The organism is Streptomyces sp. NPDC014995, from assembly GCF_043080745.1.
In the GTDB taxonomy this organism is placed as follows: domain Bacteria; phylum Actinomycetota; class Actinomycetes; order Streptomycetales; family Streptomycetaceae; genus Streptomyces.
In genome coordinates this window covers 23526-49666 of the sequence record NZ_JBIBVX010000006.1, presented here as the reverse complement: position 1 = coordinate 49666, position 26141 = coordinate 23526, and the positions used below count along the sequence as shown (strand labels likewise).

The 26141-nt window shown below is 72.7% G+C and carries 26 protein-coding genes; 10 read left to right on the top strand and 16 right to left on the bottom strand.

The genetic code is table 11. From position 1 onward, the window contains the following. Window positions 1-216 precede the first annotated feature (216 nt). The 3 genes from ACF1A1_RS13870 to ACF1A1_RS13860 form a co-directional block, all read right to left on the bottom strand. A complete protein-coding gene (locus ACF1A1_RS13870; RefSeq protein ID WP_391999704.1) occupies window positions 217-1320 on the bottom strand; it encodes a sensor histidine kinase in 1104 nt (367 codons plus the stop codon). Beyond that, window positions 1317-2057, bottom strand: coding sequence for a response regulator transcription factor (locus tag ACF1A1_RS13865; RefSeq protein ID WP_391999703.1), 741 nt, complete (start codon window positions 2055-2057; stop codon window positions 1317-1319). The genes ACF1A1_RS13870 and ACF1A1_RS13865 overlap by 4 nt, the downstream gene beginning before the upstream one ends. A 122-nt stretch (window positions 2058-2179) precedes the next feature. Continuing rightward, window positions 2180-2929: a spermidine synthase gene (locus ACF1A1_RS13860; RefSeq protein WP_391999702.1), complete on the bottom strand. Its 750-nt coding sequence runs from the start codon at window positions 2927-2929 to the stop codon at window positions 2180-2182. Window positions 2930-3203: 274 nt separating this feature from the next. Between ACF1A1_RS13860 and ACF1A1_RS13855 the strand changes: the two genes are divergently transcribed. Then, complete coding sequence (locus tag ACF1A1_RS13855) at window positions 3204-3977, top strand: rhomboid-like protein (RefSeq protein ID WP_391999701.1); 774 nt, start codon at window positions 3204-3206, stop codon at window positions 3975-3977. Window positions 3978-4133: 156 nt separating this feature from the next. Here the strand turns inward: ACF1A1_RS13855 and ACF1A1_RS13850 are convergent, their stop codons facing one another. Then, window positions 4134-4787 carry a GNAT family N-acetyltransferase gene (locus ACF1A1_RS13850; protein ID WP_391999699.1) on the bottom strand — a complete coding sequence of 218 codons (654 nt, stop codon included), beginning with the start codon at window positions 4785-4787 and terminating at the stop codon, window positions 4134-4136. 179 nt (window positions 4788-4966) lie between these two features. Between ACF1A1_RS13850 and lon the strand changes: the two genes are divergently transcribed. Together lon and ACF1A1_RS13840 are read left to right on the top strand one after the other, a co-directional pair. After that, a complete protein-coding gene (lon, locus tag ACF1A1_RS13845) occupies window positions 4967-7390 on the top strand; it encodes an endopeptidase La (RefSeq protein WP_391999697.1) in 2424 nt (807 codons plus the stop codon). A gap of 215 nt (window positions 7391-7605) precedes the next feature. Continuing rightward, window positions 7606-8097 (top strand): MarR family winged helix-turn-helix transcriptional regulator, encoded by a 492-nt coding sequence (locus ACF1A1_RS13840; RefSeq protein WP_391999695.1) that lies wholly within the window; start codon window positions 7606-7608, stop codon window positions 8095-8097. A 16-nt stretch (window positions 8098-8113) separates the two neighbouring features. Here the strand turns inward: ACF1A1_RS13840 and ACF1A1_RS13835 are convergent, their stop codons facing one another. After that, entirely contained in the window at window positions 8114-8899 is a 786-nt protein-coding gene (locus ACF1A1_RS13835; RefSeq protein ID WP_391999694.1) for a protein phosphatase 2C domain-containing protein, read from the bottom strand. Window positions 8900-9267: 368 nt separating this feature from the next. Here ACF1A1_RS13835 and ACF1A1_RS13830 point away from each other — a divergent pair, with 368 nt between their 5' ends. Genes ACF1A1_RS13830 through ACF1A1_RS13810 form a run of 5 tightly spaced genes read left to right on the top strand, consistent with a single transcriptional unit; the run spans window position 9268 to window position 14883 of the window. Beyond that, window positions 9268-12054: a nitrate- and nitrite sensing domain-containing protein gene (locus ACF1A1_RS13830; RefSeq protein WP_391999693.1), complete on the top strand. Its 2787-nt coding sequence runs from the start codon at window positions 9268-9270 to the stop codon at window positions 12052-12054. Then, the gene (locus ACF1A1_RS13825) at window positions 12051-12554 is read left to right on the top strand and encodes a roadblock/LC7 domain-containing protein (RefSeq protein ID WP_391999692.1); all 504 of its coding nucleotides are present in this window, start codon (window positions 12051-12053) and stop codon (window positions 12552-12554) included. The genes ACF1A1_RS13830 and ACF1A1_RS13825 overlap by 4 nt, the downstream gene beginning before the upstream one ends. Next, on the top strand, window positions 12551-12979 hold the full coding sequence (locus ACF1A1_RS13820; RefSeq protein ID WP_391999691.1) for a DUF742 domain-containing protein: 429 nt from the start codon (window positions 12551-12553) through the stop codon (window positions 12977-12979). The genes ACF1A1_RS13825 and ACF1A1_RS13820 overlap by 4 nt, the downstream gene beginning before the upstream one ends. After that, complete coding sequence (locus tag ACF1A1_RS13815; protein ID WP_391999690.1) at window positions 12960-13616, top strand: ATP/GTP-binding protein; 657 nt, start codon at window positions 12960-12962, stop codon at window positions 13614-13616. Before ACF1A1_RS13820 ends, ACF1A1_RS13815 begins: the two co-directional genes overlap by 20 nt. A 13-nt stretch (window positions 13617-13629) precedes the next feature. Next, window positions 13630-14883, top strand: a complete 1254-nt coding sequence (locus ACF1A1_RS13810) for a styrene monooxygenase/indole monooxygenase family protein (protein WP_391999689.1) — start codon at window positions 13630-13632, stop codon at window positions 14881-14883. Window positions 14884-14964: 81 nt separating this feature from the next. Here ACF1A1_RS13810 and ACF1A1_RS13805 read toward each other — a convergent pair whose 3' ends face one another. The 4 genes from ACF1A1_RS13805 to ACF1A1_RS13790 all read right to left on the bottom strand — a co-directional run bounded on the left by ACF1A1_RS13805 (window position 14965) and on the right by ACF1A1_RS13790 (window position 18105). Continuing rightward, complete coding sequence (locus tag ACF1A1_RS13805; RefSeq protein WP_391999688.1) at window positions 14965-16035, bottom strand: NlpC/P60 family protein; 1071 nt, start codon at window positions 16033-16035, stop codon at window positions 14965-14967. A 102-nt stretch (window positions 16036-16137) separates the two neighbouring features. Next, the gene (locus ACF1A1_RS13800) at window positions 16138-16440 is read right to left on the bottom strand and encodes a hypothetical protein (RefSeq protein WP_391999686.1); all 303 of its coding nucleotides are present in this window, start codon (window positions 16438-16440) and stop codon (window positions 16138-16140) included. Between the two features lie 14 nt (window positions 16441-16454). Beyond that, complete coding sequence (locus ACF1A1_RS13795) at window positions 16455-17105, bottom strand: TetR/AcrR family transcriptional regulator (protein ID WP_391999684.1); 651 nt, start codon at window positions 17103-17105, stop codon at window positions 16455-16457. 61 nt (window positions 17106-17166) lie between these two features. Further along, window positions 17167-18105 carry a diiron oxygenase gene (locus tag ACF1A1_RS13790; protein WP_391999683.1) on the bottom strand — a complete coding sequence of 313 codons (939 nt, stop codon included), beginning with the start codon at window positions 18103-18105 and terminating at the stop codon, window positions 17167-17169. Window positions 18106-18227: 122 nt separating this feature from the next. Between ACF1A1_RS13790 and ACF1A1_RS13785 the strand changes: the two genes are divergently transcribed. Beyond that, a complete protein-coding gene (locus tag ACF1A1_RS13785; protein ID WP_391999682.1) occupies window positions 18228-19142 on the top strand; it encodes an ADP-ribosylglycohydrolase family protein in 915 nt (304 codons plus the stop codon). Next, window positions 19139-19474: a hypothetical protein gene (locus tag ACF1A1_RS13780; protein WP_391999680.1), complete on the top strand. Its 336-nt coding sequence runs from the start codon at window positions 19139-19141 to the stop codon at window positions 19472-19474. Before ACF1A1_RS13785 ends, ACF1A1_RS13780 begins: the two co-directional genes overlap by 4 nt. Here the strand turns inward: ACF1A1_RS13780 and ACF1A1_RS13775 are convergent. The 7 genes from ACF1A1_RS13775 to ACF1A1_RS13745 form a co-directional block, all read right to left on the bottom strand. Then, window positions 19434-19943, bottom strand: coding sequence for a DUF3291 domain-containing protein (locus ACF1A1_RS13775; protein ID WP_391999679.1), 510 nt, complete (start codon window positions 19941-19943; stop codon window positions 19434-19436). The genes ACF1A1_RS13780 and ACF1A1_RS13775 overlap by 41 nt on opposite strands. 45 nt (window positions 19944-19988) lie before the next feature. After that, a complete protein-coding gene (locus tag ACF1A1_RS13770; protein ID WP_391999677.1) occupies window positions 19989-21446 on the bottom strand; it encodes a penicillin-binding transpeptidase domain-containing protein in 1458 nt (485 codons plus the stop codon). A gap of 80 nt (window positions 21447-21526) precedes the next feature. Next, window positions 21527-22894 carry an FtsW/RodA/SpoVE family cell cycle protein gene (locus tag ACF1A1_RS13765; RefSeq protein ID WP_391999676.1) on the bottom strand — a complete coding sequence of 456 codons (1368 nt, stop codon included), beginning with the start codon at window positions 22892-22894 and terminating at the stop codon, window positions 21527-21529. Between the two features lie 53 nt (window positions 22895-22947). Then, the gene (locus ACF1A1_RS13760) at window positions 22948-23316 is read right to left on the bottom strand and encodes an SH3 domain-containing protein (protein WP_391999674.1); all 369 of its coding nucleotides are present in this window, start codon (window positions 23314-23316) and stop codon (window positions 22948-22950) included. A 68-nt stretch (window positions 23317-23384) separates the two neighbouring features. Continuing rightward, window positions 23385-24662 (bottom strand): ATP-binding protein, encoded by a 1278-nt coding sequence (locus ACF1A1_RS13755; RefSeq protein WP_391999673.1) that lies wholly within the window; start codon window positions 24660-24662, stop codon window positions 23385-23387. Next, complete coding sequence (locus tag ACF1A1_RS13750) at window positions 24659-25396, bottom strand: hypothetical protein (RefSeq protein WP_391999671.1); 738 nt, start codon at window positions 25394-25396, stop codon at window positions 24659-24661. The genes ACF1A1_RS13755 and ACF1A1_RS13750 overlap by 4 nt, the downstream gene beginning before the upstream one ends. 159 nt (window positions 25397-25555) lie before the next feature. Then, on the bottom strand, window positions 25556-26062 hold the full coding sequence (locus ACF1A1_RS13745; RefSeq protein ID WP_391999669.1) for a dual specificity protein phosphatase family protein: 507 nt from the start codon (window positions 26060-26062) through the stop codon (window positions 25556-25558). Between the last annotated feature and the right edge of the window lie 79 nt (window positions 26063-26141).

The following is a 26141-nucleotide window of genomic DNA, read 5'->3' as shown; positions in this document are numbered from 1 at the left end:
GTCGCGTATGTCACATCAAACAGCGTGTTTCGGGGGTGTAAATGGCGGGAAACAAGCGCGGTTGCCCTCGGAAATGGGTGCGTTGACGCAGGTCGCGCACGCCGAGCGTGCGGACCCGGGCCGACCTGCGCCGGTCCCTGCCTGATCACACGTGTCCATCAGCTGTTCGTCAGCACGGACGCTCGTGGATCTTGCGACTCCGGTTCGAACTTTACGTCAACTTGGCACGGATGGCTCTCCCGGGAGAGTGATGAGAATCCGGCAACCTCGCTCGGATTCGGCCACTCCGATCCGGCCCCCGTGCAGGTCGACCGCCCAGCGGGCGATCGCGAGTCCCAGTCCGGTGCCGCCGTCGCTGCCCGGCCCGTGCGGCCGGCGGACGGCTCCCCGGTTGAACCGCTCGAAGACGCGATGCCACTCGGAGCGCGGAATGCCGGGTCCCTCGTCCAGGACCTCCAGTTCCAGCGACTCCGGCAGCGTCCCGCGGCGGGCCTTCACCGTCACCCGCCCGTGCGGCGGACTGTGCTTGACGGCGTTGTCGATGAGGTTGGCGACGACCTGGTGGATGCGCTCCGGGTCCGCGTGCGCGGTCAGCTCCGGCGGGGAGACGTCCAGGTGCAGATGGACGTCCGTGCGGGTGTGACTGCCGCCCGAGCCCATGGTCGCGCGCGCGGAGGCCACCATGTTGGCCTCCTTCAGCACCCCGGACAGGTACGGCCACACCTCGAACCGGCGCTTGCGCAGCGGCACGACGCCGTTGTCCAGGCGGGACAGGTCGAGGAGCGTCTCCACGAGACGTCCCAGTCGCTCCGTCTGCTTCAGGGCCGTGCGCATGGTCTCGGGGTCGGCCTCGGCGATGCCGTCGACCACGTTCTCCAGGACCGCGCGCAGACCCGCGATCGGCGTGCGCAGCTCGTGGGAGACGTTGGCCACCAGCTCCTTGCGCTGGCGGTCCTGGGCCTCCAGCTCGTCCGCCATGACATTGATCGTCTGGGCGAGGTCGCCCAGCTCGTCACGGCGGCTCTCGCGGACCCGGCGCGTGTAGTCGCCGTGCGAGATGGACCGGGCCACCGTGTTCATCTCGTCCAGCGGCGCGGTGAGTGAATGGGCCACGAACTGCGTAATCAGCAGTGTGGCGATCATCGAGAAGACCGTGATGAAGCGCAGCTCGGTCTCGGTGCGCATGGCGATCATCATCAGCCCGGTGGTGATCAGCACCGAGATGACGACCAGCGCCCCCAGCTTCGTCTTGATCGAGAACGGGCGTACGCCGCCCCAGGGCTCCCCGGGGCCTCTCGGTGCGTCCGGCCCCCCGCTCATGGCGTCGGGGTCTCCAGCGCGTATCCCACGCCGTGCACCGTGCGGATCCGCTCGGCGCCGATCTTGCGGCGCAGCGCCTTGATGTGGCTGTCGACGGTCCGGGTGCCGGAGGCGTCCGCCCAGTCCCACACCTCGGCGAGCAGCTGCTCACGGGAGAGCACCGCGCGCGGGGTGTTCGCCAGGCAGACCAGCAGATCGAACTCGGTGGGGGTGAGGTGCACGTCCTCGCTGCGCACCCGTACCCGGCGCTGCGCGTGGTCGATCTCCAGCTCGCCGAGGCGCAGGATGCCGGAGCGGGGAGTGGCCGCGGCCAGGGCGGCCCGCTCCACGCGCCGCAGCAGCACGTGCACGCGTGCCGCCAGCTCCCGCATGGAGAACGGCTTGGTCATGTAGTCGTCGGCGCCCACGCCGAGCCCGACCAGCATGTCGGTCTCGTCGTCGCGCGCGGTGAGCATCAGCACCGGCACCGGGCGGGCGGCCTGCACACGACGGCAGACCTCCAGACCGTCGAAGCCGGGCAGCATGATGTCGAGGATCAGCAGATCGGGCTGCCAGGCCTCCGCGGTGTCGACGGCCGCCGGGCCGTCACCCGCTGTTTGCACGAGGAATCCCTCGGCGCGCAGGCGGGCCGCGATGGCGTCGACGATCGTCGGGTCGTCCTCGACCACCAGGACACGGCGCTGCGCGCCCGGGGTCGCCGTCGTCGTGCCGTTGTGCGAGGTGTGTGTCTGGTCCATCGCCCGCCCCTGAGTGTGCTTTCCGGAATCAGTGGGGTGATCCCTTGTCTGCGCATGACTGCGGTTGACGCGTAAATGATCGGCGTCAGGGCAGCAGCGTACGGGGAGTCACCGTGGCTTTGCTATCCAGGTCGGACGGCAAGGTGTACGACGTCGGGCACGCCTCGGGCAACCGGGATCTCTTCGGTACGCACCCGTTGGAACCCGGCATTCCCCAAGGTTCCCTCGAATTTTGGCGACGGTTGCGCGGACCACACGGCCAGCACCCCGCCCGGCCTCAACACCCTTGCGCAGCCCGTGAGTCCGGCCTGTGAGTAGAGCCCGCCGTTGCCCTCCGTGACGGTCCAGTCGGGGCCGTTGTCGATGTCGAGACAGAGCGCGTCGAACGTGTCGGATGTCTCATTGACGAAGTCGAGCAGATCCGCTTCCAGGATTTCCGTCCGCGGATCGGCGAGAGCGGGCCCGGAGAGGGCGGCCAGCGGGCCGTCGAGGTGCCAGTCGATGACGGCGCGTTCGCGCTCGACGACCGTGATGCGTCCCCAGCGGGGATCGGCGGCGGCGTGTGCGAGCGAGAACCCGACGCCCAGCCCGCCGATCAGCACGTCCGGTGCGGGGCGGCCGTCCAGCGCGGTCAGGGCGGCGTCGACCAGCAGCCGCTCCGAGCGGCCGTCGGAGGTGTCCATCAGGAAGCAGCCGTTGGCGATGATCTGGAGCGATTCCCCGTGCCGACGCAGCACGACCTCGCCGTACGGGCCCTCACGACGGTCCAGGACTTCGGGGATGTCGAAGGAGTCGAAGGAGCGGGAGGAGCCGGAGGATACGGAGGAGCCGGAGGAGACGGAGGAGCCGGAGGAGTCGAAGGAAACGGACATCCGTCCATCGTGGCACCGGCGCTGACGGATTGTTGAGCGATTTCGCGGAGGCCCCTTCCTGCGGGGCCGCACATGGGGGTGAACCGGGGTGAAGCGGGGGTGAGGGGGCGGGAGTGGTTGACGCCGGGCGGCCGCCGCACCCCGTCCGGCTCGCTGTCGATCGGCTGTCGCGCGCTGGGGGCTCGCTGTGAATCCGGCTGTCGCGTGGTGCCGGTCACAGACAGCGGGGTCGTGCGGCACGAAAGGTGGAGAGGAACGGAAGGAGCGCCTCACCGTGGAACGCACGGCACGCCCCACGACGGCCGACGCGAGCGCCCCGACGCCGCCCCCGGGCCCACCCCCTGCCGACGTTCCGGACGTGTCCGGCCTGCTGAACGGCGTGCCGCGCCAGGGCAGCCGCCGGCCTCCGCCACCACCGGCGAAGGCCCGCCCGCGCCCCCAACGCCTGCTGCCCACCCCCACCGGCACGCCCTTCACCTTCGCCTACGCGGCCGTCCTCGCCACCACCTCCTACGTCGCCGCCCACGCCGACTCCACGCTCGTACGGTCCCTGCAACAGGCGTCCAGCACGGACGTCGCCCATCTGCTGCGCGAGCCGGTGAGGGTGCTGGTCGCCAGCGCGTTGTGGGTCGCGGGCGGGATCGCCTCGCCGTTCGTCGTCGGCTTCCTCCTCGTCCTGACCGCGCTGGAGCGGCGCGTCGGCGGTGTCCGCACGGCCGGCGTCTTCCTGCTCGGGCACGCCTTGGCCACCCTCGCGACCGAGGTCCCCATCGGCCTCGCCGTCCTCGTGGGCCACCTCCCCGACAGCTCCCTGCACCGCCTCGACTACGGCATCAGCTTCGGCGTCGCCGCGAGCACCGGGGCGTTGGCGGGGCTGCTGACACCGTGGCTGCGGTGGCCGTTGCTCGCGGTGTTCGGCGGGATGCTCGTCCAGGACCTGATCGCCTTCACGGACCCGATGACCAACTGGGGTCACCTGATCGCGCTGGCGATCGGGGTGGGGACGTGGCCGTGGGTGCGGCGGTGGGGGAGGGCGGCGGCTGCGTAGCCTCCGGGGTGTCCGGGGCGGGTTCGCCGGTGCCGGTGGCCAGGGCGCCGTGAGGGAGGTGCCGTGGTGACGGCCCTGCCTGAAGCGGGTGGGGTGCGGGGAAGGGCGCGGGGGCGGGGAGGTGAGGGGGCGTGGCGGCGCCGGGCGGTGCGCCCCTCAGGCGTCCGTTCCCGTGAACCTCGCGCTGGTCAACGGCGACTCGACGCGCCAGCCCAGGGACTCGTACAGCGCCCGCCCCTGCGGTGTCCCGCCCAGGACGCCGGTGCGGGCGCCCTGTCCGACCGCCGCGCGCTGAAGCGTCCGCATGACGAGGGTGCCGAGTCCGCGACGGCGGTGTGCGGGGGACGTCTCGATCTGGTCGACGACCGCCGTCGCGCCGGTCGGGGCGATCTGCCCGCGCGCGGCCAGGGAGCCGTCCGGGGCGGCGATCATCGTGCGGGTCACGCCGCCGCGCGACCAGGTGCGCAGCCGGTAGCCGTCGGGGACGCGGCCGGGCGGGGCGTCCGTCAGCGGCGCCGACATGAGGTGGCCGGGTTCGGGGTCGACCCACCAGCCCGGCCCCAGCCAGCCCCGGACGACGGACGGATCGGCGAACACCTTCAGCCACACGCCCGCCCCGGTCACCGCGCCCGCCACGGTCCGGACGGTCGCCTCCTCGACGGCGTCGTTCGTCGCCCCGAGGACGTGCCGGGTGACGTGCTGGGCTCCCGTTCCCACGTCGATCGTGCAGCCCCACGGCTCGTCCACGGGCGGCGCGGCCCCGCGCGACACGACCCACCCGTCCACCCACGCCTGTACGAAACGGTCCATATAGTCCTCCATGTAATGGCTGCAAGCGGTCTGCATTCATTACTGGCTGACGGTAGGGGCAAGCCTTCCGTCCCGGCCCTGTGATCGCCCACAGCGAACGGACGGCCTTTCCGGGAACATCCGACAGGCCCTCGCGCATTGAGTCGGCATAACTCAACTTGACTGCCTAAGGGGAGATCATGGCTGCTGAGTCCACAGCGTTCACACCGCTCACCCTGCCTGTGCTGCCGCTCGACGACGAGGTCGTGCTGCCCGGGATGGTGGTTCCGCTCGACCTCAACGACGCCGATGTGCGCGCCGCGGTGGAGGCCGCCCAGGCCGCCGCCCGGTCGGAGCCCGGAAAGCCCAGGGTCCTCCTGGTGCCACGCATCGACGGCACGTACGCGTCCACCGGCGTGCTCGGCACGGTCGAGCAGGTCGGCCGGCTGGCCGACGGTGACCCGGGCGCCCTGATCCGCGGCCGCGGCCGGGTGCGGATCGGCGCCGGCACCACCGGCCCGGGGGCCGCGCTGTGGGTCGAGGGCACGAGGCTCGACGAGAAGGTGCCCGAGCCGCTCCCCGGCCACGTCACCGAACTGGTCAAGGAGTACAAGGCGCTCGCCACCGCCTGGTTGCGCAAGCGCGGCGCCTGGCAGGTCGTCGACCGCGTCCAGGCCATCGACGACGTCTCCGCCCTCGCCGACAACTCCGGCTACTCGCCCTTCCTGTCCACCGAGCAGAAGGTGGAGCTGCTGGAGACCGCCGACCCGGTCGCCCGTCTGAAGCTCGCCACCCAGCAACTGCGCGACCACCTCGCCGAGCAGGACGTCGCCGAGACCATCGCCAAGGACGTCCAGGAGGGCGTCGACAAGCAGCAGCGCGAGTTCCTGCTGCGCCGTCAGCTGGAAGCCGTCCGCAAGGAACTGCGCGAGCTCAACGGCGAGAAGGAGGGCGAGGAGTCCGACGACTACCGCGCCCGCGTCGAGGCCGCCGACCTGCCCGAGAAGGTCCGCGAGGCCGCCCTCAAGGAGGTCGACAAGCTGGAGCGGGCGAGCGACCAGTCGCCCGAGGGCTCCTGGATCCGGACCTGGCTGGACACCGTCCTCGAACTGCCGTGGAACGAGCGGACCGAGGACGCCTACGACATCCAGGGCGCGAAGGCGGTCCTCGACGCCGAGCACGCGGGCCTGGAGGACGTCAAGGAGCGGATCACCGAGTACCTGGCGGTGCGCAAGCGCCGCGGCGAGCGGGGCCTGGGTGTCGTCGGCGGACGGCGCGGCGGTGCCGTACTGGCCCTGGTCGGGCCGCCCGGCGTCGGAAAGACCAGCCTGGGCGAGAGCGTCGCGCACGCCATGGGCCGCAAGTTCGTCCGCGTCGCCCTCGGCGGCGTCCGCGACGAGGCGGAGATCCGCGGTCACCGGCGCACGTACGTCGGCGCGCTGCCCGGCCGGATCGTCCGGGCCGTCAAGGAGGCCGGGTCGATGAACCCGGTGGTGCTCCTCGACGAGATCGACAAGGTGGGCTCCGACTTCCGGGGCGACCCGGCGGCGGCCCTGCTGGAGGTGCTGGACCCGGCGCAGAACCACACCTTCCGCGACCACTACCTGGAGGTCGAACTCGACCTGTCGGACGTCGTCTTCCTCGCCACCGCCAACGTCCTGGAGGCCATCCCCGAGGCGCTGCTCGACCGCATGGAGCTGGTCCGGCTCGACGGCTACACCGAGGACGAGAAGATCGTCATCGCCCGCGACCACCTGCTCCCGCGCCAGCTGGAGCGGGCGGGCCTGGACCGGGACGAGGTGACGCTCGACGAGGGCGCGCTGCGCAAGCTGGCCGGCGAGTACACGCGCGAGGCCGGCGTGCGCAACCTGGAGCGGTCCATCGCCCGGCTGCTGCGCAAGATCGCCGCCCAGCACGAACTGGGCCAGCGGGAGCTGCCGTTCACCGTCGGCGACGGCGATCTGCGCGGCCTGATCGGCCGGCCGCACCACGTGCCCGAGTCCGCCCAGGACCCGGCCGAGCGGCGCACCGCGGTGCCGGGCGTGGCGACGGGCCTCGCGGTCACGGGGGCCGGCGGTGACGTCCTGTACGTCGAGGCGTCGCTGGCCGACCCGGAGACGGGCGCGGCGGGCCTGACCCTGACGGGCCAGCTGGGCGACGTGATGAAGGAGTCGGCGCAGATCGCGCTGAGCTTCCTGCGCTCGCACGGTGCCGAGCTGGAACTGCCGGTCGGCGATCTGAAGGACCGGGGCGTGCACATCCACTTCCCGGCGGGCTCGGTCCCCAAGGACGGCCCGAGCGCCGGCATCACGATGACGACGGCCCTCGCGTCCCTGCTGTCCGGACGTCTGGTCCGTACGGACGTGGCGATGACCGGCGAGGTCTCCCTGACCGGGCGGGTCCTCCCGATCGGCGGCGTGAAGCAGAAGCTGCTCGCCGCACACCGGGCCGGGGTCACGACCGTGATCATCCCGAAGCGCAACGAACCCGACCTGGACGACGTCCCGGCGGAGGTGCTGGACAAGCTCGACGTCCACACCGTCACCGACGTCCGCCAGGTCCTGGAGCTGGCCCTCGCGCCGGCCACGAACGGCGCGGCGCCGGAGGTTCCGGTGGCGGCGTGACGGACGCGACCGGATGAGGGAGGCCCGGGTCCCGTGAGGGGCGCGGGCCTCCACCGGACGGACGAGTGACGATCCGGCGCGCGGCCGGGCGGCGATCCGAGGCGCGCCGGGCAGCGAACCGACTCGCAACCTCGGCATGGGCATGCCACCGTTCTCCGTCGGGTGAACAGCTACGCACGTAGAATCACCAGGGGAACCGGATCAGGAGCGCTGACGTGCACGAGGACGGAAACGGCGACGGACGCGGGAGCGCACCCGAGACGTCGACGACAGGTGTGGACCGGGAGTTCCTGTCCCTGGAGCGGGAGCTGACGGTGCTGCTGCGCCGTGCCCGCGCCAACCAGGGGGAGATGGCCCGCGAGGTCCACCCGGACCTGGAGCCCGCGGCGTACGGCCTGCTCGTCCGGCTGGAGGAGTGCGGCCGCCAGCGCGCCACCGAGCTCGCCGGCTACATCGGCGTCGGCAAGGCCACCATGTCCCGCCAGCTGCGCGCCCTGGAGCAGCTCGGCCTGATCGCCCGCGAGCCGGACCCGGCGGACGGACGCGCCTGGCTGGTCGACCTGACCGAGGAGGGCCGCACCCGGGTCGGCCGGGTCCGCGAGGCCCGCCGCGCGCGGTACGTCAGCCAGCTCGCGCACTGGGACCGCGGGGAGGTGGCGGAACTGGCACGGCTGCTCCACCAGCTGAACCAGGGCATGGCCAAGTAGCGGTCCGCACCGGGGTTCACAGCTCCACGAACACCGCCGACGCGTCGTCGTGCCTCTTGCCGCGGCCCAGGAACGCCCGCCCGGTGTCCGCCCGTTCCAGCTCCCGCACGCGCTCCACCAGCGCTCGCGGGCCCTCCTTGCGGACGTAGGTGAACAGGTCCGCCCAGTCGCCCTCGCGGAACTTCTCCACCCAGCGCGTCGCCCCGTCGGTGAGCGCGGCCAGGGCGGCCACCTCGTCGCGCGGGACGGTGCCGGTGACCGCGCGGGCGGCCACCGCCGGGTCCGCGGCGGCCGTGAAGAAGCCGCCCTCCTTGTTGCGGGCCCGCGCGTCGCAGATCTCCTCGCTCGCCAGCAGGGCGGGCGGGAGCAGGGCGATGCGGTCGTCGAGGACGGGGGTGACCGTGCCGTCGGGAGCGGCCAGGAGGAGGGCCGAGTCGGACAGCACCAGGTACTCGACCGTCTCCGGGGACCAGCGCACGACGACCACGGTCGCCTGTGGGGTGCGCGGGTGAGAAAGGTCACAGGTTCCCGCGTGGGCGTCCGAGGTACGAGCGATGGCGCGGGCCAGTGCCTCGGCCAGGGGAACATCCGGGAGTGAAACGGTCAGTTCGGTCAGGGCGCCACCCAGGCGCGCGGTATACCAGGGGACCGAATGCAGACAGCCCGTGCCGCCCCGCGGCGGCGTCACCCCGTCCAGCAGGACGACCGAACCGCCCTGTCCGGACGCGGGAAGTCCGACGCTCGCGAAGTCCTCGTTGGGGTGGGCCCCATCACTGGGCTCCGACACAAGTTCCGTACGCATCCAGCCAGTCTGCACGACCCCTTCACACACTCCGCAAAAGGCTGGCAACGCTCCCCGGGTCGGCGCACCGTCGCAGGTCAGACGCCTGTTTTGGGTGGGAATGAAGCACTCCGGGAAGGCGTGGCGGCGAATACTGCCAAAGCCCGCCGCCCACGTCCAACCGGCCGCCCGCGCAAGGCCGTCGCACACGCCAGAGGAACTTGCTCGTCAACTCCCCTCCGATGTTCACTCCTTCGGGTGGCGGGGCAGGCGATGCGCGAACCCCGCCCACCGGCACTGGGAGGGTCGGGAGCCGTACCGGACGTACGCACCAGTTGACGGAGCGTCATCCGGCCCATGGGTACACGAGTACAGGAATGCGAGCACCGGTGCAGAAGACGCGGCCTCGGCGCACAGGCAGGAAGACGGCCTCCGAGGGGGGCGCGGAGCGCACCTCTGTCGGCAAGGGCCGTCCCACCCACGTACGCAACCGGCTCATCGTCGCGGTCGCCGTGGTGGCCGCCGCCATCGCCGGAGCCGGGGCACCCTCGATCCTCGGCGCCTCCGGGCAGTTGAAGGACGCGCAGGACCTGGTCACCCTGGCCGAACAGACCCAGGACGCCCTCGTCCTCGCCCAGTCGATAGCCGACGAGCGCGACGAGGTCACCACCTACGTCGCGGCCGGCCGGACCAAGGCCGAGGCGCCCTCCGGGGAGAGCAGCGCCCGCGTGGACCGGCAGGTGCGGGAGCTGACCGCCGACACCGACACGCCCGCCGCGCTCCGCGAGGACCTCGACGGCATAGCGTCGGTCCGCCAGGCCGCCCTCACCGGCAAGAGCACGCCGCTCGAGGCGCACCAGGCGTACTCGGCCGCCATCACCGCGCTGCACGGGCTCGCCGAGCGGCTCGCCGAGCAGATGCCGCCCCGCGCGGGCTCCGGCGCGCACGCCCTCGCCGACCTCGACACCGCCGTCCAGCAGGCCGCCGCGGCCCGCGGACTGCTGCTGGCCGCGCTGAACGTGCCGACGTCCACCGAGAGCGTCTACGACCCCGTCACCGGCCTGTCGTCCACCGAGACCGTCTCCTCCGCGGCCGACACCAAGCAGCGCGACGCCCTCACCGCCGCCGCCCAGCAGGCCCGGCTGCGCTCCGACGCGGCCCTCACCGCCTTCCGGGAGAGCGCCCCCCGGCCGGTCGTCGACTCCTACGACTCCACGCTCACCGGCGGCGATGTCGAGACCGCCGAGAAGTACCTGGCGACCCTCACCGACCAGCCGAAACTGAGCAACGGCGAGCTCGACACCAGCACCAAGAAGCTGGACGCCGCGCTCTCCGCCCGCGTCGACCTGATGCGCGGCATCGAGGCCTCCCTCTACGACCGCCGCACCAAGGACCTCGCCCAGCTGCGCGACGACGACGTCACCGCGCTGGAGATCCGCATCGCCCTCCTCGGCGCCCTGATGCTGGTCGCCGTCGGCGTCGCCACCGCCATGGCGCGCAGCCTCACCCGCCCGCTGGCCGTCCTGCGCCTCGGCTCCGCCCGGCTGGCCGGCGCCGAGAACCCGGCCGCCGAGGAGCCGGTCGCGTTCACCGGCCGCAACGACGAGTTCGCCCAGGTCGTCCGCTCCGTCAACGCCCTGCACGAGCACGCCGTCGCCCTGCACGAGCGCGTCACCACCCTGGAGTCCGACCGCAAGCACCTCGTCGGACAGCGCCAGAAGATGGCCGACGCCCGCGAGGAGCTGCGCGCCGAACTCGCCGACGCCGCCGCCCGTCTGGAGCGGCTGCGTTCCAGCATCAGCGGCACCTTCGTCAACCTCTCGCTGCGCACCCTCGGCCTCGTCGAACGCCAACTCGCCGTCATCGAGGGCCTGGAGGAGCGCGAGCAGGACCCCGACCGCCTGTCCACCCTCTTCAAGCTCGACCACTTCGCCACGGTCATGCGCCGGCACAGCGAGAACCTGCTGGTGCTGGCGGGCACGGAGCACGTCCAGCAGCACCCGGGCCCGGTCCCGCTGGTGGACGTGGTCCGGGCGGCGGTCAGCGAGATCGAACGCTACGAGCGGGTCCGCATCTCCGCGCTCCCCCCGCACGCGCACGTGGCCGGCTTCGCCGCCGACGACCTGAGCCACCTCCTGGCCGAACTCATGGAGAACGCCACGTCGTTCTCCCCGCCGGACCTGCCCGTCGAGGTCTCCGGCTGGCTCCTGGAGAACGGCGAGGTCATGCTCTCCGTCCAGGACGAGGGCATCGGCATGACCGAGGAGCGGCTGACCAGCCTCAACACCCGGCTCACCGAATTCGATCCGGACACCCCCTACGACCAGGAGGGCGAAGAGGGACTCGGGCTCGGCCTGTACGTCGTCGCCCGCCTCGCCCACCGGCACGGGGTGCGGGTGCAGCTGCGCGAGCAGAAGCAGGGCGGGATAGCCGCGGTCGTCGTCGTCCCCACCTCGTTGCTCGCCACCGCCCCGGCCGCCGCGATCCCGACGGCCGCGCCCGCCTCCTCCACCGCCCACGGCTTCTCCCTCCCCGGCGCGGACGCGGAGGCCAACTCCAACGTCCTGCCGGGGCGTCCGAAGGGCACCGGCGACCCGTTGGTCGCCCTGGCCGAGAAGGCCGTGGACGAGGCGGCGTCGGAGGCACCGGCCGAGACGACGATGGAACTCCTGATCCCGCAGGAGGAAGCGGACGGGGTACCGGAGAACGAGGACCGGTCGCCCTCGGACGGCCCGGCGCCCGCCGACCACCGGCCGCAGGCAGACGACCACGAAGACGACGACGCGAACGACCACGACCACCCACCCGCGGCCGTCGGCGGCGAGGACACCACGGACGGTGCGGGGGAAGACGAACCCGCCGAAGACGAAGCCGAGGCGGAACACGCCCGCGTCCCCGACGAACAGGAAGACATCGTCACCGACAAGGGCCTCCCGAAACGCACACCCAAGATCACCGCACCCGCCCACGCCCCGCGCCAGCGGACCAGCTCCGTCGACGCCGAAGCCCTCCGCCGCCGCCTGGGCGGCTTCCGCCGGGGGGCGGAGGCCGGGTACCACGACGTAGAAGTCGAGATCGCCGAGCGGACGGGCCAGAACAAGGCACCGTCCGCTCGAGAAGCACACGCACACGCCGAAGAAGACACGGGGGGCACAGTCGAGGAGGCAAGCAGTTGACCGCGCCCAGTACCTTCGGACTGAGCAGTGAAGCCCGTAACCTGCACTGGCTGTTGACGAACCTCGTGGAGGAAGTACCGGGTATCCAGTCCGTCGCGGTCGTCTCCTCCGACGGCCTGCTCCTGCTCTCCTCGGACGCCGGCCGCAACGACGCGGCCCGGCAGGCCAGGGGAGCCAAACCCACCGGCCCGCGCGGATCCTCCGCCGACCTGGCCACCATCGTCTCCGGCATCGGCAGCCTCACCATCGGCGCCGCCAAGCTCATGGAGTTCGGCGGCGTCAAACACACGATGGTCGCCATGGACGAGGGCAGCCTCTTCGTGATGTCGATCAGCGACGGCTCCCTGCTCGGCGTCCACGGCTCCGCCGACTGCGACATGAGCGTGGTGGCGTACCACATGGCGCTGTTCGTGGGCCGCGCCGGCCACGTCCTGACCCCCGAACTCCGCAGCGAGCTACGGAAGTCCCTGGAGACCGAGACGACGGGGAGCATGCGATGAGTACGCGGCCCGGGAACCACGGGCAGCTCCCCGTCCGCGGCGGCGACCGCAAGCCCGCCCGCGTGCGTCCCTACTCGCTGACCGGCGGCCGTACCCGCTTCGGTCACGTCCTCCTCGTCGAGACGTTCGTGGCGACCACAGCCGAACTCGAGGCGCCCGAGGAGCGCAAGGAACTGACGAACGGTTCCCTCAGCTCCCGGGTGATGCCGGAGCTGCGGGCCATCGTCGAACTGTGCCGCCGCATGCGTACGGTGGCGGAGATCGCCGCGCTGCTGAAGATGCCGCTCGGCGTGGTCCGGGTGCTCCTCAGCGACCTCGCGGACCAGGGAAAGATCCGTGTGTACGGCACCGGGACCGGTCACGGTACGGGCCGTCCCGACCGCGCTCTGCTGGAAAGGGTGCTGAGTGGACTCCGTCGTCTCTGACGCCGACCCCTCCTTCGGCGTGTCCCCGTTCCTCGACGTCGTCCCCGAGGACGAGGAACACCTGCGGCCCTGGCAGACGGACCGCACCCGGGCCCCCGTCGCCACGAAGATCGTGGTGGCCGGTGGCTTCGGCGTGGGCAAGACCACCCTGGTCGGCACCGTCTCGGAGATCACGCCCCTCCAGACGGAGGCGCTGATGACCGAGGCCAGCGAGGAGACCGACGACCTCACCGGCACCCCGGAGAAGGTCAGCACCACGGTGGCCATGGACTACGGCCGCATCACGCTCGACGACGACCTCGTGCTCTACCTGTTCGGCACGCCGGGCCAGCAGCGGTTCTGGTTCATGTGGGACGACCTGGTGCGCGGCGCGATCGGCGCCGTCGTCCTCGCCGACACCCGCCGCCTGAAGGACTGCTTCCCGGCACTCGACTACTTCGAGAGCTGCGGACTGCCGTACGTCGTCGCGGTCAACCACTTCGACGGCAGTGAGCTGTTCGAGCCGGAGGACGTGCGGGAGGCATTGACGATCCCCCCGCACATACCTGTAATGATCATGGATGCGCGCCGCCGGATCTCCGTGATCGAGACCCTCCTGGCCCTGGTGGGCCACGCGCTCGACGAAACCCCCGAGTAGGAGAACCACCCGCATGCGGAAGATACTCGTCGTCGGAGCCGGTCAGTCCGGTCTCCAGCTCGCCCTCGGACTCCAGTCGCACGGGTACGAGGTCACCCTGATGTCCAACCGGACCGCGGACGAGATCCGCTCCGGCCGGGTGATGTCGACGCAGTGCATGTTCCACACGGCCCTCCAGCACGAGCGCGACCTCCAGCTCAACTTCTGGGAGTCCCAGGCCCCGAAGATCGAAGGACTCGGCGTCTCGGTGGCGGCCCCCGGCTCGCACGACCCGGGCCCGACACAGCGCGCGATCGACTGGGTGGGCCGGCTCGACGGATTCGCCCAGTCGGTCGACCAGCGGGTGAAGATGGCCGGCTGGATGGAGACCTTCGCGCAGCGCGGCGGCCAGCTGGTGATCCACGGCGCGGCCGTCTCCGACCTCGACTACTTCTCCCGCGCCTACGACCTCGTCCTGGTCTCGGCCGGCAAGGGCGAGCTCGTGCAGATGTTCGCCCGGGACCCGGAGCGGTCCCCCTACAGCGAGCCGCAGCGCGCCCTGGCCGTGGCGTACGTCCACGGGATGGGCCCGCGCCCGGAGCACCCGGACATGGAGGCGGTCCGCTGCAACCTGGTCCCCGGGGTCGGCGAGCTGTTCGTCATGCCGACGCTGACCACCTCCGGCCGCGCCGACATCCTCTTCTGGGAGGGCATACCCGGCGGCCCGCTCGACGTCTTCAACGGGGTCAAGGACCCGGCGGAGCACCTCTCCCTGACCCTGGAGCTCATGGAGAAGTTCACGCCCTGGGAGTACGCGCGGGCCACCAAGGTCGAACTGACCGACGCCGGCGGCACCCTGTCCGGGCGCTACGCGCCCACCGTCCGCAACCCGATCGGCCGCCTCCCCGGCGGAGGCCTGGTCCTCGGCGTCGCCGACGTGGTCGTCGCCAACGACCCGATCACCGGCCAGGGGTCCAACTCGGCGTCCAAGTGCGCGGCCGCGTACCTCGCCTCCATCCTCGAGCACGGGGAGAAGGAGTTCGACGAGGAGTGGATGCGGGCCACGTTCGACCGGTACTGGGACACCGCCCGGCACGTCACCAAGTGGACCAACGCGATGCTGGCCCCGCCGCCGGAGCACATCATCAACCTGCTGGGCGCCGCGGGGCAGCTCCAGCCGGTGGCTGATCGTGTCGCCAACGCGTTCAACGACCCGGCGGACTTCGAGAACTTCTTCTACGAGCCGGAGAAGACGGCGGCTTATCTGGCCTCGGTCACCGGAACCTGATCGCCGCGGGGGTGTGCGGTGTCCGGCGGCCGCGGCTCGTCCGTGGCCGCTCGCGCCCGCGTGGCGGAGCCGCACGGTGTCTCAGTCCCGCGCCCCCGCGGCGGGCCGGTCCGGGCGTACGGCTCCCAGGATCGGGTGGGACGCGACAGGTGAGATCTTGATCTTCTCTCCGGTGCGCGGGGCCTGGACCACCCTTCCCCCGCCGACGTACATCGCCACGTGCGTGGCGTCGGGGAAGTAGATCACCAGGTCGCCGGGTCTCAGCTCGTCCAGCGGGATCCTCGGCAGCCGCGCCCACTGCTCCTGGCTGGTGCGGGGAATCGGTGACCCGGCGGCACGCCATGCCTCCGACGTCAGGCCCGAGCAGTCGTACGACGCGGGGCCCTCCGCGCCCCACTGGTACGGCTTGCCGAGCTGTCGTACGGCGTAGCGCACCGCCCGGTCGCCCTGCCGGGAGGGGGTGCGGTCGGCGCTCAGCGCGCCCGAGGCCGTGAGTGTCCTCTGGGCCTTGGCGACGCCGTCGCGTTCGAGCGCGGCGAGGGCGGTGAGCTGGCCGGCGGTGAGGGAGGCGAGGAGTTTCTGCACGGCGTCGAGGCGGCTGCGCACGGCGTCGCGTTCCTTCTTCCGGCGTTCGGTGAGGGTGAGCTGTGCGTCCAGTGCGGCGCGCGCCCGGCGGGCCAGCCCGTCCGCCCTGCGCTCGCCGCCCTCCAGCCGCCCCACCGTCTCGGCCCGCTCCCGCGCCAACTGGCCGATCACGTGCCCCTGGTCGAGGGCGTGCTGCGGATCGCGGGCCAGCAGCAGCCGTACGTAGGGGGAGATGTCGGTGCTGTTCTGGTACTGCTGCCGGGCCAGGCGCCCGGCGGCGCCCCGGCTCTCCTCGAGCGACAGGCGGGTCCTCGCCAGGGCGGCGTTGAGCCGGTCCGCCTCGGCCCGTCGCCGTTTCAGCTTCTCCTCGGTGGCGTTGTAGGCCTCGGTGGCCTGTTCGGCCTTCCGGTACAGCCGCTGAAGGTCCGTCAGCAGCGCCGCCACCGACCGCTCGCCGGGCTCCGGGGGTTCCGGTACGGCCACGGCGGTCCCCGGCGTCAGCAGGGCCTGGGTGGCCAGCGCCGTCGTGCAGACCGTGCAGACCAGACGCAGCAGCCTTCCTGACACGTCATCACCTCCGGTGCGGGGCGGCCCCTCCACCCCGCAGGGCGAGCATCAGGGGTGGGTGCCGGGGCGTGCGTCAGGCCTGCGCGGTTCGGCGCAACAGGATCACCCGTCGGCGTCATCCCGTGTGCCGCCCGGCGTGGCGTCGGGCTTCGACCAGGGCCACTTCAGCCGGCCACCGGCCCGCCCCTCCGGGTCGTAGGCGTACTTCCAGCCCTGCGAGAGCCCGAGCCTCCCGCCGTGCCCCCGGGGCACGCGCCGGTAGACCAGCACGGTCGGCGGACCGCCGGCCGCGTCGGGGACGGGGATGCGGTATGTCTTCGGCGGCCGGCCGGTCGGGCCCAGCAGAACCGGGAGGCTACGGCCGTCCATGGGGCCGCCCTCGAAGGGGGTGTCTTCGCTCTTCACGGCACCAGTGTCGATCAGGTCGCCGCGGCGAGCGCACCGTGCACCACGTCGGCGGTCTGCCGGTCGCGCGCCGCGGTCACCGTGAGGACGGCGACGAACTGCTCCACCAGCCAGTCCCGCAGCTCCTCCGCGGGCGGCTGCTTGTCCTCGTCGAGCCAGATGAGCGAGGCCGCCTCCACGGCCGTGATCCACATCCGGACGGTCATCCGCAGCCGGGGGCCGGGGGCGGCCACGCCGAGGTGGCTGTAGATGTGCTCGGCCGCGGCCCGCCGTACGCCGTCCACGATGGCGGTCGTGCGGGAGGTCTCGACGACGCTGCCGCCCTGGAGCAGGGCGCTGAAGCCGGCGTCGTGCTGGTCGACGAAGGCGATGTAGCGGTCCAGGGCGCGGGCGAGACGGGGGAGGAGGGGGCCGTCGTGGGGCTCGTCGAAGCAGTGCCGCAGCTCTTCGGCGGCGGAGTGCAGCGCGGCCTCGTACAGCTGCTGCTTGCCGCCGGGGAAGTAGCGGTAGACCAGCGGCCGGGAGACTCCGGCCGCCTCCGCCACGTCGTCGAGCGAGACGTCCTCGGGGACGCGGTGCGCGAAGAGGGACAGCGCCGCGTCGAGCAGCTGACTGCGACGCTCCTCGACGCTGAGGCGACGGTAGGCGGGGGCGGCGGGCGTCATGACGTGCAGCGTAATCGCCCGCCCCCCTCCGCGCGCCGTCCCGGCGGCCCGGACGACGAGGTCAGGCCAGCAGTCCCGACGACTTCCACAGTCGTCGTCCCACGCCCCGCAGCACCCCGATGTCGTCCAGGAAGTCGGTCAGTCGCCTGGCGCCGTTCTGCATGACCTCCCGGCGGTGGCCGCTGGCCTTCACCTGGGCCATGGCCTCGCGCTTGTCCAGGCCGACGTTCGTGTAGACCTCGGGGTTGACGAAGGCGACGGAGAACACGCGGGCGAACTCCCCGGAGGTCACGCGGGTGAACTCCTGGGACCACCTCGGCGCGGTCACCATCTGGCGGCGCAGCTCCTCGCGGGCGTACCGCACGTGCCGTGCCTCCTCCACCACGTGGATGCGGGTGACGCCCCGGATCAGGGGCTGGACCCGCTCGTCGGGGAAGGTCAGCCGCTGCATCCAGTCGAGGACCTCCTCGCCGAGCAGGGTCGCGGTGAACGACCCGGGCGTGGTGGAGATCGTCTTGAAGAGGCGGCCGAGGTTCTGGTGGACGCGGCTCACCGGGTACCAGGGCGTGTCCCCGTGGGCGATCAGCCGGGCGAACATCTTCGAGTGCCGGCACTCGTCCTCGATCTCGGTCAGCGCGTACCGCACGTGCGCGCTCGTCGCCGCCTTGTCGTAGATGTGCCGGACGAGGAGCTGCATCAGGATGATCTCGAACCAGATGCCGAGCGAGGCCAGCGCCGCCGCCTCGTGCCGGGACAGCAGGATCCGCTGCTCCTCGCTCATCCGCTTCCACAGCGGCGTGTCGTACAGCGACACCAGCTCCGGCGGCCAGAACCACTTGCCCTCCTCGAAGGGCGCGTCCCAGTCCAGCTCCTCGTCCGGGTCGAAGGAGTGCTTGGCGGAGGAGGCGAGGAGCCGCTCGGCCACCTGCTCCCGGTCCTTGAGCGCGCCGAGCGCGTCGCGCAGTCCGTCGAGCGCGTCGGCTTCCGTGAGGGTCGTCATGGCTCTTATGAGACTGCTTGTCAGCAAGCCCGTCAATCCCTCGCGCACGACTTGTTGACCGAGCGTCCACGGGGTGCGCCGTGGGAGACTTGCCGGTCTGTGAGCCGTCGGGGGGAGACCGAGTGAGCACCGCAGCAGCGACCGGCCCGCACCGTGCCGCCGCGCGCCGCAGCCTGGAGGGACTGGCCCTCGGGGACGCCTTCGGCGAACGCTGGTTCCCGCTCTTCCGTGAACGGCGGCAGGCGTACGAGGAGATCCGCGCCCGCCGTACCCCCGAGGAGCCCGACTGGCACTGGACCGACGACACCGCGATGGCCCTCGGCCTGTTCCGGGTGCTCGACCGGTACGGCGAGGTACGGCAGCGGGAGCTGGCCCACGCCTTCGCGCTCGGTCACGCCGCCGACCCGGCCCGCGGCTACGGCCACGGCATGCACGACCTGCTGCCCCGCCTGTGCCGGGAGCCGGACCGCTGGCCGGAGTTGGCACGCGAGCTGTTCGGCGGAGAAGGCAGCCTCGGCAACGGCGCCGCCATGCGGGTGGCGCCCCTGGGCGCCTGGTTCCACGCCGACCTGCGGCGGGTCGTCGAGCAGGCCACCCGGTCCGCCGAGGTCACCCACGCCCACCCCGAGGGCATCGCCGGCGCGGTCGCCGTGGCGGTGGCGGCCGCGCTGTCGGCCCGGGGCCGGCTGAGCGTCGCCGAGGTCGTGTCCCTGACCCCGGACAGCGCCACCCGCGACGGACTCGCCCGCGCCGCCGGACTCCCCGTCACCACCGAGCCCTGGAAGGCCTCCGACGTCCTGGGCAACGGTCAGCGCATCCGCGCCGACGACACCGTCCCCTTCGCCGTCTGGACCGCCGCCCGCCACCCCGACGACCTCGTCTCCGCCCTGTGGGCCACGGCCGAGGGCTTCGGTGACGTGGACACCACCTGCGCGATCACCGGCGGTATCGTGGCCGCCCGCACGGGCGTCGACGCCGTACCGGCCGACTGGCTGCGGCGGCGGGAACCACTGCCCGGGGGAGGGGAACACCGATGACGGCCACGCATGACGCGCCGGTGCCGGTGCTGCGCGTGCGCAACACCGGCAAGGAACTGCTGGAGCTCGTCCTCGAACCGTACGGCAGCGACCACTGGCTCATGCCCGGCGAGACCTTCGTGGTGTGGGCGACCGGCCCGCGGGACGACGGTCTCTTCGAGGTGGAGCACGAGCCGGGCACGGTGACGGTGATCGCCGCCGCGTCCGCCTACGTCGGGGACGCGGACGGCAACGAGATCGACTGCGGCCACAACCGGCCGCAGTGGGCCCGGCCCTACTGGCTGGACCTCGCTAGGCCGAACACCCGAGGTCCTCGGGCAGCTCGAAGCTGACCGGTTCCGCGCCCTGCGCCGGGAACGACGTCCGCAGCGTGAAGGCGTACGGCGTCGGGCCGTGGGCGCGCAGGTGCAGCAGCCGGGCCTCGGCCTCCGCGACCGTCGGGCGGTGGCCGGCCGGGACCCACCACAGGGCCGTCATCGCCTCCCGGACCCGCTCGAACCACTCCCGCCGGCGGGCGAGCATCTCGCGGTGGCGGCCCTGGTACATGTACGCGGTCAGGGCGTCGGCGTCCCGCCACACCGTCATGTTGACGATCAGCCAGTCGTCGCCGAAGACGCGGATGTCCGTCGCGTCGCCGCCCTCCGACTGGAGCCGCCACACGTAACCGTCCGCGGCCTCCGCGTCCGCGTTGACGGGGTCGAGGGCGTCGACGAAGTCCTTCAACTCCGGTGAGTCCAGCGGGAACCTGAGGCGGGAGATGTTGACCTGGGCGAGTTCGAAAGGAGCGGCGGCGTCAGTCATGAGCGAGAAGGTATGACGGACCTGACCCGTCCGGAACCCCCCGTCTCACGGGGTGAGCACCGCCTCCATCACCGCCCGTGCGATCGGCGCCGCCAGCCCGCCCCCGGTGATGTTCCGCCGGTTCGCCGCCGAGTCCTCCACCACCACCGCGACCGCGACCTTCGGCTCCGGGTCCCGGTTCCCCTGCGCCCAGGAGACGAACCAGGCGTACGGCGTCCCGGCGTTGCCGATGCCGTGCTGGGCGGTGCCGGTCTTGCCGCCGACGGTCGCGCCGCGGATCGCCGCGTTCCTGCCGGTGCCGTCCCGCACCACGTCCGTCATCAGCTCCCGCAGCCGCCGCGCGGTCGACGGGTACATCACCTGCCGCGCCGGACGCGAGCCGGCCGTGGCGACCGTCGCGCCGCCCCGCCGGGTCGTGCGCTCCACCAGGTACGGCACGCGTACCTGCCCGCCGCCCGCGACGGCCGCCGCCACCATCGCCATCTGGAGGGGAGTGGCCCGCGTGTTGTACTGCCCGATCGAGGAGAGCGCCAGCTGCGCCCTGTCCAGCGAGGTGTCGAAGGTGCTCCGCGCCACGGAGAAGGGGATGCGCACGTCCGCCGCGTTGAAGCCGAACGCCTCCGCCGTGGCCCTCATGTCCGTCAAACCCACGTCCACGCCGAGCTTCGCGAACACCGTGTTGCACGACCACATGAACGCCTCCCGCAGTGAGGCGTCCTCACACCCCTCGGACGCGTTCGTCAGGCTCGTCGTCGTCCCGGGCAGGGTGTAGGGGTCGGGCGAGTCGGTCGGCTCGTCCAGACCCCTGATCACGCCCGCGTCCAGCGCCGCCGCCGCGGTCACCACCTTGAAGGTCGACCCCGGCGGATACGTCTGCCGCACCGCCCGGTTCAGCATCGGCCGGTCCGGGTCGGAGGTCAGCCGCGCCCACGCCTCCTGGGCCGTCGGGCCGTTGCCGGACAGCAGGGAGGGGTCGTACGACGGTGCCGAGAACAGCGCCAGGATCCGTCCCGTCACCGGCTCCACCGCCGCCACCGCGCCCTTGCGTCCGGCGAGCCCCTGGTACGCCGCCCGCTGGGCCCGTGGGTCGAGGGTCGTCACCACGTTCCCGCCGGCGGGCCGGGAGCGGGTGACGTCGTTCCACAGCGGGAACGGCGAGAGCAGCGGGTCCGTGCCGGAGAGGATGCCGTCCTCGGCGTGCTCCAGGAGCGTCGTCCCGTACTTCTGCGAGGAGAAGCCGGTCACCGGCGCGTACAACGGCCCGTCCCGGTAGGCGCGTTCGTAGCGCAGCTGCTCCCCGCTGTCCCGCGAGCCGGTGACCGGTTCGCCGCCGACCAGGATGTCGCCCCGGGGCTGGCCGTAACGGGCGATGGCGGGACGCCGGTTGGCCGGGTTGTCGTCGTAGGAGGCGGACCGGACGACCTGGACGCGGGCGGCGTTGACCAGGAGGGCCACCAGGAGCAGGGCACAGAAGACGGCGGCGTGCCGGATGTGACGGCTCATCACCGGCCCACCTCGCGTCTCACCGGACCACCTCGCGTCCGGACGGCTCCGCCCCGCCTCTCACCGGACCACCTCGTCTCTCACGGTGCCGCCTTCCCGTCGTACTGGCGCCGCGCCGAGTTGCTCACCCGGATCAGCAGCGCCACGATCGCCCAGTTGGTGACGACCGACGAGCCGCCCTGGGCCAGGAACGGCATCGCCATACCGGTCAGCGGGATCAGCCCGGTCACCCCGCCCGCGATCACGAAGACCTGGAGCGCCACGATCGAGGCGAGGCCGATCGCGAGGAGGCGGCCGAAGGGGTCGCGCAGGGCGAGGCCCGCCCGGTAGCCGCGTTCCACCAGCAGCCCGTACAGCAGGAAGAGGGCGGAGAGGCCGGCCAGGCCCAGTTCCTCGCCGGCCGTCGCCAGGATGAAGTCGGACTTCACGGCGAAGCCGATCAGGACGGAGTGGCCGAGGCCCAGGCCGGTGCCGAGCATGCCGCCGGCCGCGAAGGAGAACAGCGACTGGGCGAGCTGGTTGGGCCCCTGGCCCGCCTCGATCGACGCGAACGGGTGCAGCCAGTCCTCGACCCGGCTGTGCACGTGCGGTTCCAGCCAGCCGACGGCGACCGCGCCGAGGGAGGCCAGCAGCAGGCCGACCGTGATCCAGCCGGTGCGGCCGGTGGCGACGTAGAGCATGACGACGAACAGGCCGAAGAACAGCAGCGAGGTGCCGAGGTCGCGTTCGAGGACCAGGACGCCGACGCTCAGCAGCCAGATCGCGACGATCGGGCCGAGGACCCGCCCGGTGGGCAGCTGCATCCACCAGATCCTCCGGCCCGCGTACGCCAGCGCCGTGCGGTTGGCCGCCAGGTACGCGGCGAAGAACACCGCGAGCAGCACCTTCGCGAACTCGCCCGGCTGGATGGAGAATCCGGCGATCCGGATCCAGATGCGGGCGCCGTTGACCGCCGGGAAGAAGATCGGCAGCGTCAGCAGGGCGAGGGCGGCGACCACGCTCACGTACGCGTACCGCTGGAGCACCCGGTGGTCGCGCAGCGCGGCCACCACGAAGATGAACAGGGCCACCCCGAGCGTCGACCACACCAGCTGCGTGGGTGCCGCCCGGTCGCCGGGGGTCTCCAGGTCCAGCCGGTGGATCAGCACCAGGCCGATCCCGTTGAGCAGCACGGCGATGGGCAGCAGCAGCGGGTCGGCGTAGGGGGCGCGCAGCCGTACCGTCACATGCGCCAGCAGCGCGAGCACACCGAGCCCGGCGCCGTAGCCGGCCGCGCCGGGCGGGATCGCGCCGGTCCTGGCGAACCCGGCGGCGCAGTAGCCGTACACGGACAGCAGGACGGCCAGGAGGATGAGGGAGAGTTCGATGCCGCGGCGCCGGGGGAGGCGTACCTCGGGTGCCGGTGCGTCGGTCGCCCGGGTGATGGCTTCGGCTCCGGCTGACGTCATGTCCGGAACTTACCCAAAGGGGGCTCCTTGTGAGCCTTGGACGGATTTTCGGGTCAGCATCGCCGGGGGGACGGCCCGAGGTCGCGGACGGGGCGCGCCGAGGCCCCGTTCCAGCCGCCGCTCGTGAGGCGGTACCGCTGGAAGCCGCCCGGGATCGCCCGGCCGGTGGCCTCGCAGAGGACCGTGACGACATCGCCGCGCCCGGCGGACCCGATCGCCTTGCGGCCCCGGTTCGCCGCGTCCCGCGGCAGCGGTGTCTTCGCGGCGACGACGCCCTCGTACGGACGCGGAGCGCGGCTGCCGCTCCCGCTGCCGCCCACCCCGTCGACGCTCGCGCCGGCGGGTGTGACGGCGACCGCGGAGGCACGGGCGCCCGCGCCGCCGGCTATGGCGAGGCGGGTGAGGGTACGGCGCAGGGGCACGGCTACCTCCATGCAGGCGGCGAAGCTGACTGATCGCCACCTTAGGAGCGGTCCGCGCCGGCCGCCCGTCACACTGCGCCATCGGGGAGGGCGTCCCCGGCCGGAGGCGTCCCGGGCAGCGTCAGCGTGGCCACCGCCCCGCCGCCCGGCGCGTTCGCGAACGTCAGCCGGGCACCCAGCACCTCCGCCTGGCCGGCCGCGATCGTCAGCCCCAGCCCGTGCCCCTTCGCCCCGCCCTCGGTACGGAACCGCTGCGGCCCGTGCGCCACCAGGTACTGCGGATACCCGTCCCCGTGGTCCCGTACGGTCACCACCGGCCCGTCCACCGTCAGCACCACCGGCGCCCGCCCGTGCCGGTGCGCGTTGGCGACGAGGTTGCCCAGCACCCGCTCCAGCCGCCGCCGGTCCGTCTCCACGCGCGCGTCCCGCACGATCCGGACCTCCGTGTCCGCCCCCGACGCCCGCACCACCCGCCCGGCCAGCGCGCCCAGCTCCTCGGTGTCCAGCTCCAGCCGCTCCCGCCCGGTTTCCAGGCGGGAGATCTCCAGCAGGTCCTCGGTGAGGGTGCGCAGTGCCGCCACCCGGTCGCGCACCAGCTCCGTCGGCCGGCCCGGCGGCAGCAGCTCGGCCGCCGCGTGCAGCCCGGTCAGCGGGGTGCGCAGCTCGTGCGCCACGTCGGCGGTGAAGCGCTGCTCGCTCAGCAGCTTGCCCTGCAACGAGGACGCCATCGAGTCCAGCGCGACGGCGACCGCGGCCACCTCGTCCTGCGGCCGCGTCGGATCCTTCGTGCGGGGGTCGTCCACGCGCGCGTCCAGGTCCCCGGCGCTGATCCGCCGGGCGACCCGCGCGGTGGTGTGCAGCCGCCGGGTCACCCGGGTCACCGCGATCGCCCCGACCACCAGGGTCGCCCCGATCGCCAGCGCCGAGGACCACAGGATCGCGCTGTCCAGGCCCTCGATGGTGCGCGCCTGCTGCCCGTAGTCGACGGCCACGGCCAGCGCCCGCCCGCCGTCGGCCGGGCCCGCCGCCCACATCGTGGGCCGCCCGCGGTGGTCGGCGACCATGGTGCCGCGCTCCCCGGCCGCCGCCAGCTCCCGCAGCGCCGGGGGCAGCCCCTCGGGGTCCACCCCGGCCCCGGGCAGCAGCGAATCCCCGGCCTCGTACGCCTCCGTCGCGTCCGTCAGCCGGGACAGCGCCAGTTCACGGGCCTGGCCGACGGTCTGGTCGGTGACCTGGACGTGCACCAGCACGCCGAGCAGGGCGGCGAGCGCGCAGCACATGACGGTGATGAAGACGGCCGCCTTCACCGCCAGCGTGCCGGCCCACCGGGGGAGGGCGGGTCTCATCGTCCGCTCGCCGACGGGGACGGTGCGGGCTTCCCGGGCACGGGCCCGCGGCCGTCCGAGCGCAGCATCTCGTCGTGGGTGAGCAGCATCGCCTTCTGCTCGGCGTCCCAGGTCCACTGGAGCCGGTACTCGTACCCGGCGAGGTCGGACGGCGAACGGATGATCACCGACCGCCCGGCCAGTTCGACCGCGCTCACGGCGTCCTCCCAGGACATCACCCGCAGCAGCCGGTGCCTGTCGACGGTGTAGACGCGTACGGCGGTGAGGTCGCCGGGCAGCAGCCGGAAGCCCAGGGTCAGGTCGGGGCGCCCGTCGCCGGTCAGGTCCCGGTAGTACGGCTGGAGGACGGGGCAGCGGCTCGCGGCGGCGCCCGTGCCGCCGGTGCCGTGCTCGGCGCAGTCGGCCATGCCGCGGGCGGTGTCGCGGTAGGGCGCCTTGTCGCCGTCGTAGTCGCCGGGGCTCGCGGCGATCTCGGCGCGGACGATCGCCGTCGGGTCGACCGCGCGGATGTCGTCGCCGGGCACGGTGACGCCCTTGATCGTCTCGGTGTCCGCCTCGTCGAGGTCCCAGGCAGGGCTGGAGGCCGGCGGCAGCTGCGGCCAGAGCCGGGCCGGGCTGACCGCGGTCGGGGTGGGGCCCGCGCCGCGCAGCCCGCCGGCGTCACCGCAGGCCGCGGTGGCCGACACCAGCAGGGCGGCGGACGCGACGGCGAGGGCGAGGCGGCTGCGGGACACGGGGCTCCTGTGATCAAGGCGGCGGTCGGCCCCGTACACCTTATTCGTGGGGAAATCCTATTTGCGCAGTGGGACGCACCGGGGAGGCGTGGGGCTGACGTGCCGGCAAGGGGCGGGGCTGACGTCCCGGGAAGGGGCGGGGCCGGGGTGGGGGAACGATTACTCGGCCAGCTCCTCCAGCAGTCGGGCCGTCGACAGTCCCGCCCTCAGGTACTCCACGAACAGCTCGTTGTGCAGGGCCCAGGGCGAGCGCCGCGACCGTATCAGCCGGATCGCGTCCTCCACCGGGTGGCCCCGGCGCACCAGCGTGTGCGCGATGACCAGCCCCGAGCGGTTGTAGCCGTGCCAGCAGCGGACCAGCACCGTGCGCCCCTCGTCCAGCGCCTCGCCCGCCGCCTGCGCCAGACGCATCACCCCCGCGAGCTGGGTGCCGTCCAGCGGCCCGTCGGGGATCGGCCACACATGGTGCCGGACACCCCGGTCGGGCCCGTGTCCGGGCAGCCGCAACAGGGTCTGGACGAGATCGAACTCGCCGCGCACGACGGCGAACTCCCGCTGCCCGGAGCGCCCCCGGAACTCGTGCCCGCCCATCCACAGGCCGGGCACGATCTCGTTCCACGCAGCGTCCGGAGCCGGTACGTCGGGTCGCTTCCCACGGGTCCGCAACGGCGCCTCCCCAAAACCGTGCTCGCCAGGGCTGCCCAACCTCCACCCAAAATAGCCTCCTTCTTGCCCCTGGAGCACC

What these genes read in the sequence shown, in the direction of transcription:
- ACF1A1_RS13820 (WP_391999691.1), top strand. Translation starts at nt 12,551, where the DNA reads ATGAGTACGCGGCCCGGGAACCACGGGCAGCTCCCCGTCCGCGGCGGC.
- ACF1A1_RS13865 (WP_391999703.1), bottom strand. Translation starts at nt 2,057, where the DNA reads ATGGACCAGACACACACCTCGCACAACGGCACGACGACGGCGACCCCG.
- ACF1A1_RS13770 (WP_391999677.1), bottom strand. Translation starts at nt 21,446, where the DNA reads ATGAGCCGTCACATCCGGCACGCCGCCGTCTTCTGTGCCCTGCTCCTG.
- ACF1A1_RS13780 (WP_391999680.1), top strand. Translation starts at nt 19,139, where the DNA reads ATGACGGCCACGCATGACGCGCCGGTGCCGGTGCTGCGCGTGCGCAAC.
- ACF1A1_RS13810 (WP_391999689.1), top strand. Translation starts at nt 13,630, where the DNA reads ATGCGGAAGATACTCGTCGTCGGAGCCGGTCAGTCCGGTCTCCAGCTC.
- ACF1A1_RS13835 (WP_391999694.1), bottom strand. Translation starts at nt 8,899, where the DNA reads ATGCGTACGGAACTTGTGTCGGAGCCCAGTGATGGGGCCCACCCCAAC.
- ACF1A1_RS13765 (WP_391999676.1), bottom strand. Translation starts at nt 22,894, where the DNA reads ATGACGTCAGCCGGAGCCGAAGCCATCACCCGGGCGACCGACGCACCG.
- lon (WP_391999697.1), top strand. Translation starts at nt 4,967, where the DNA reads ATGGCTGCTGAGTCCACAGCGTTCACACCGCTCACCCTGCCTGTGCTG.
- ACF1A1_RS13850 (WP_391999699.1), bottom strand. Translation starts at nt 4,787, where the DNA reads ATGGACCGTTTCGTACAGGCGTGGGTGGACGGGTGGGTCGTGTCGCGC.
- ACF1A1_RS13775 (WP_391999679.1), bottom strand. Translation starts at nt 19,943, where the DNA reads ATGACTGACGCCGCCGCTCCTTTCGAACTCGCCCAGGTCAACATCTCC.
- ACF1A1_RS13790 (WP_391999683.1), bottom strand. Translation starts at nt 18,105, where the DNA reads ATGACGACCCTCACGGAAGCCGACGCGCTCGACGGACTGCGCGACGCG.
- ACF1A1_RS13870 (WP_391999704.1), bottom strand. Translation starts at nt 1,320, where the DNA reads ATGAGCGGGGGGCCGGACGCACCGAGAGGCCCCGGGGAGCCCTGGGGC.
- ACF1A1_RS13860 (WP_391999702.1), bottom strand. Translation starts at nt 2,929, where the DNA reads ATGTCCGTTTCCTTCGACTCCTCCGGCTCCTCCGTCTCCTCCGGCTCC.
- ACF1A1_RS13755 (WP_391999673.1), bottom strand. Translation starts at nt 24,662, where the DNA reads ATGAGACCCGCCCTCCCCCGGTGGGCCGGCACGCTGGCGGTGAAGGCG.
- ACF1A1_RS13795 (WP_391999684.1), bottom strand. Translation starts at nt 17,105, where the DNA reads ATGACGCCCGCCGCCCCCGCCTACCGTCGCCTCAGCGTCGAGGAGCGT.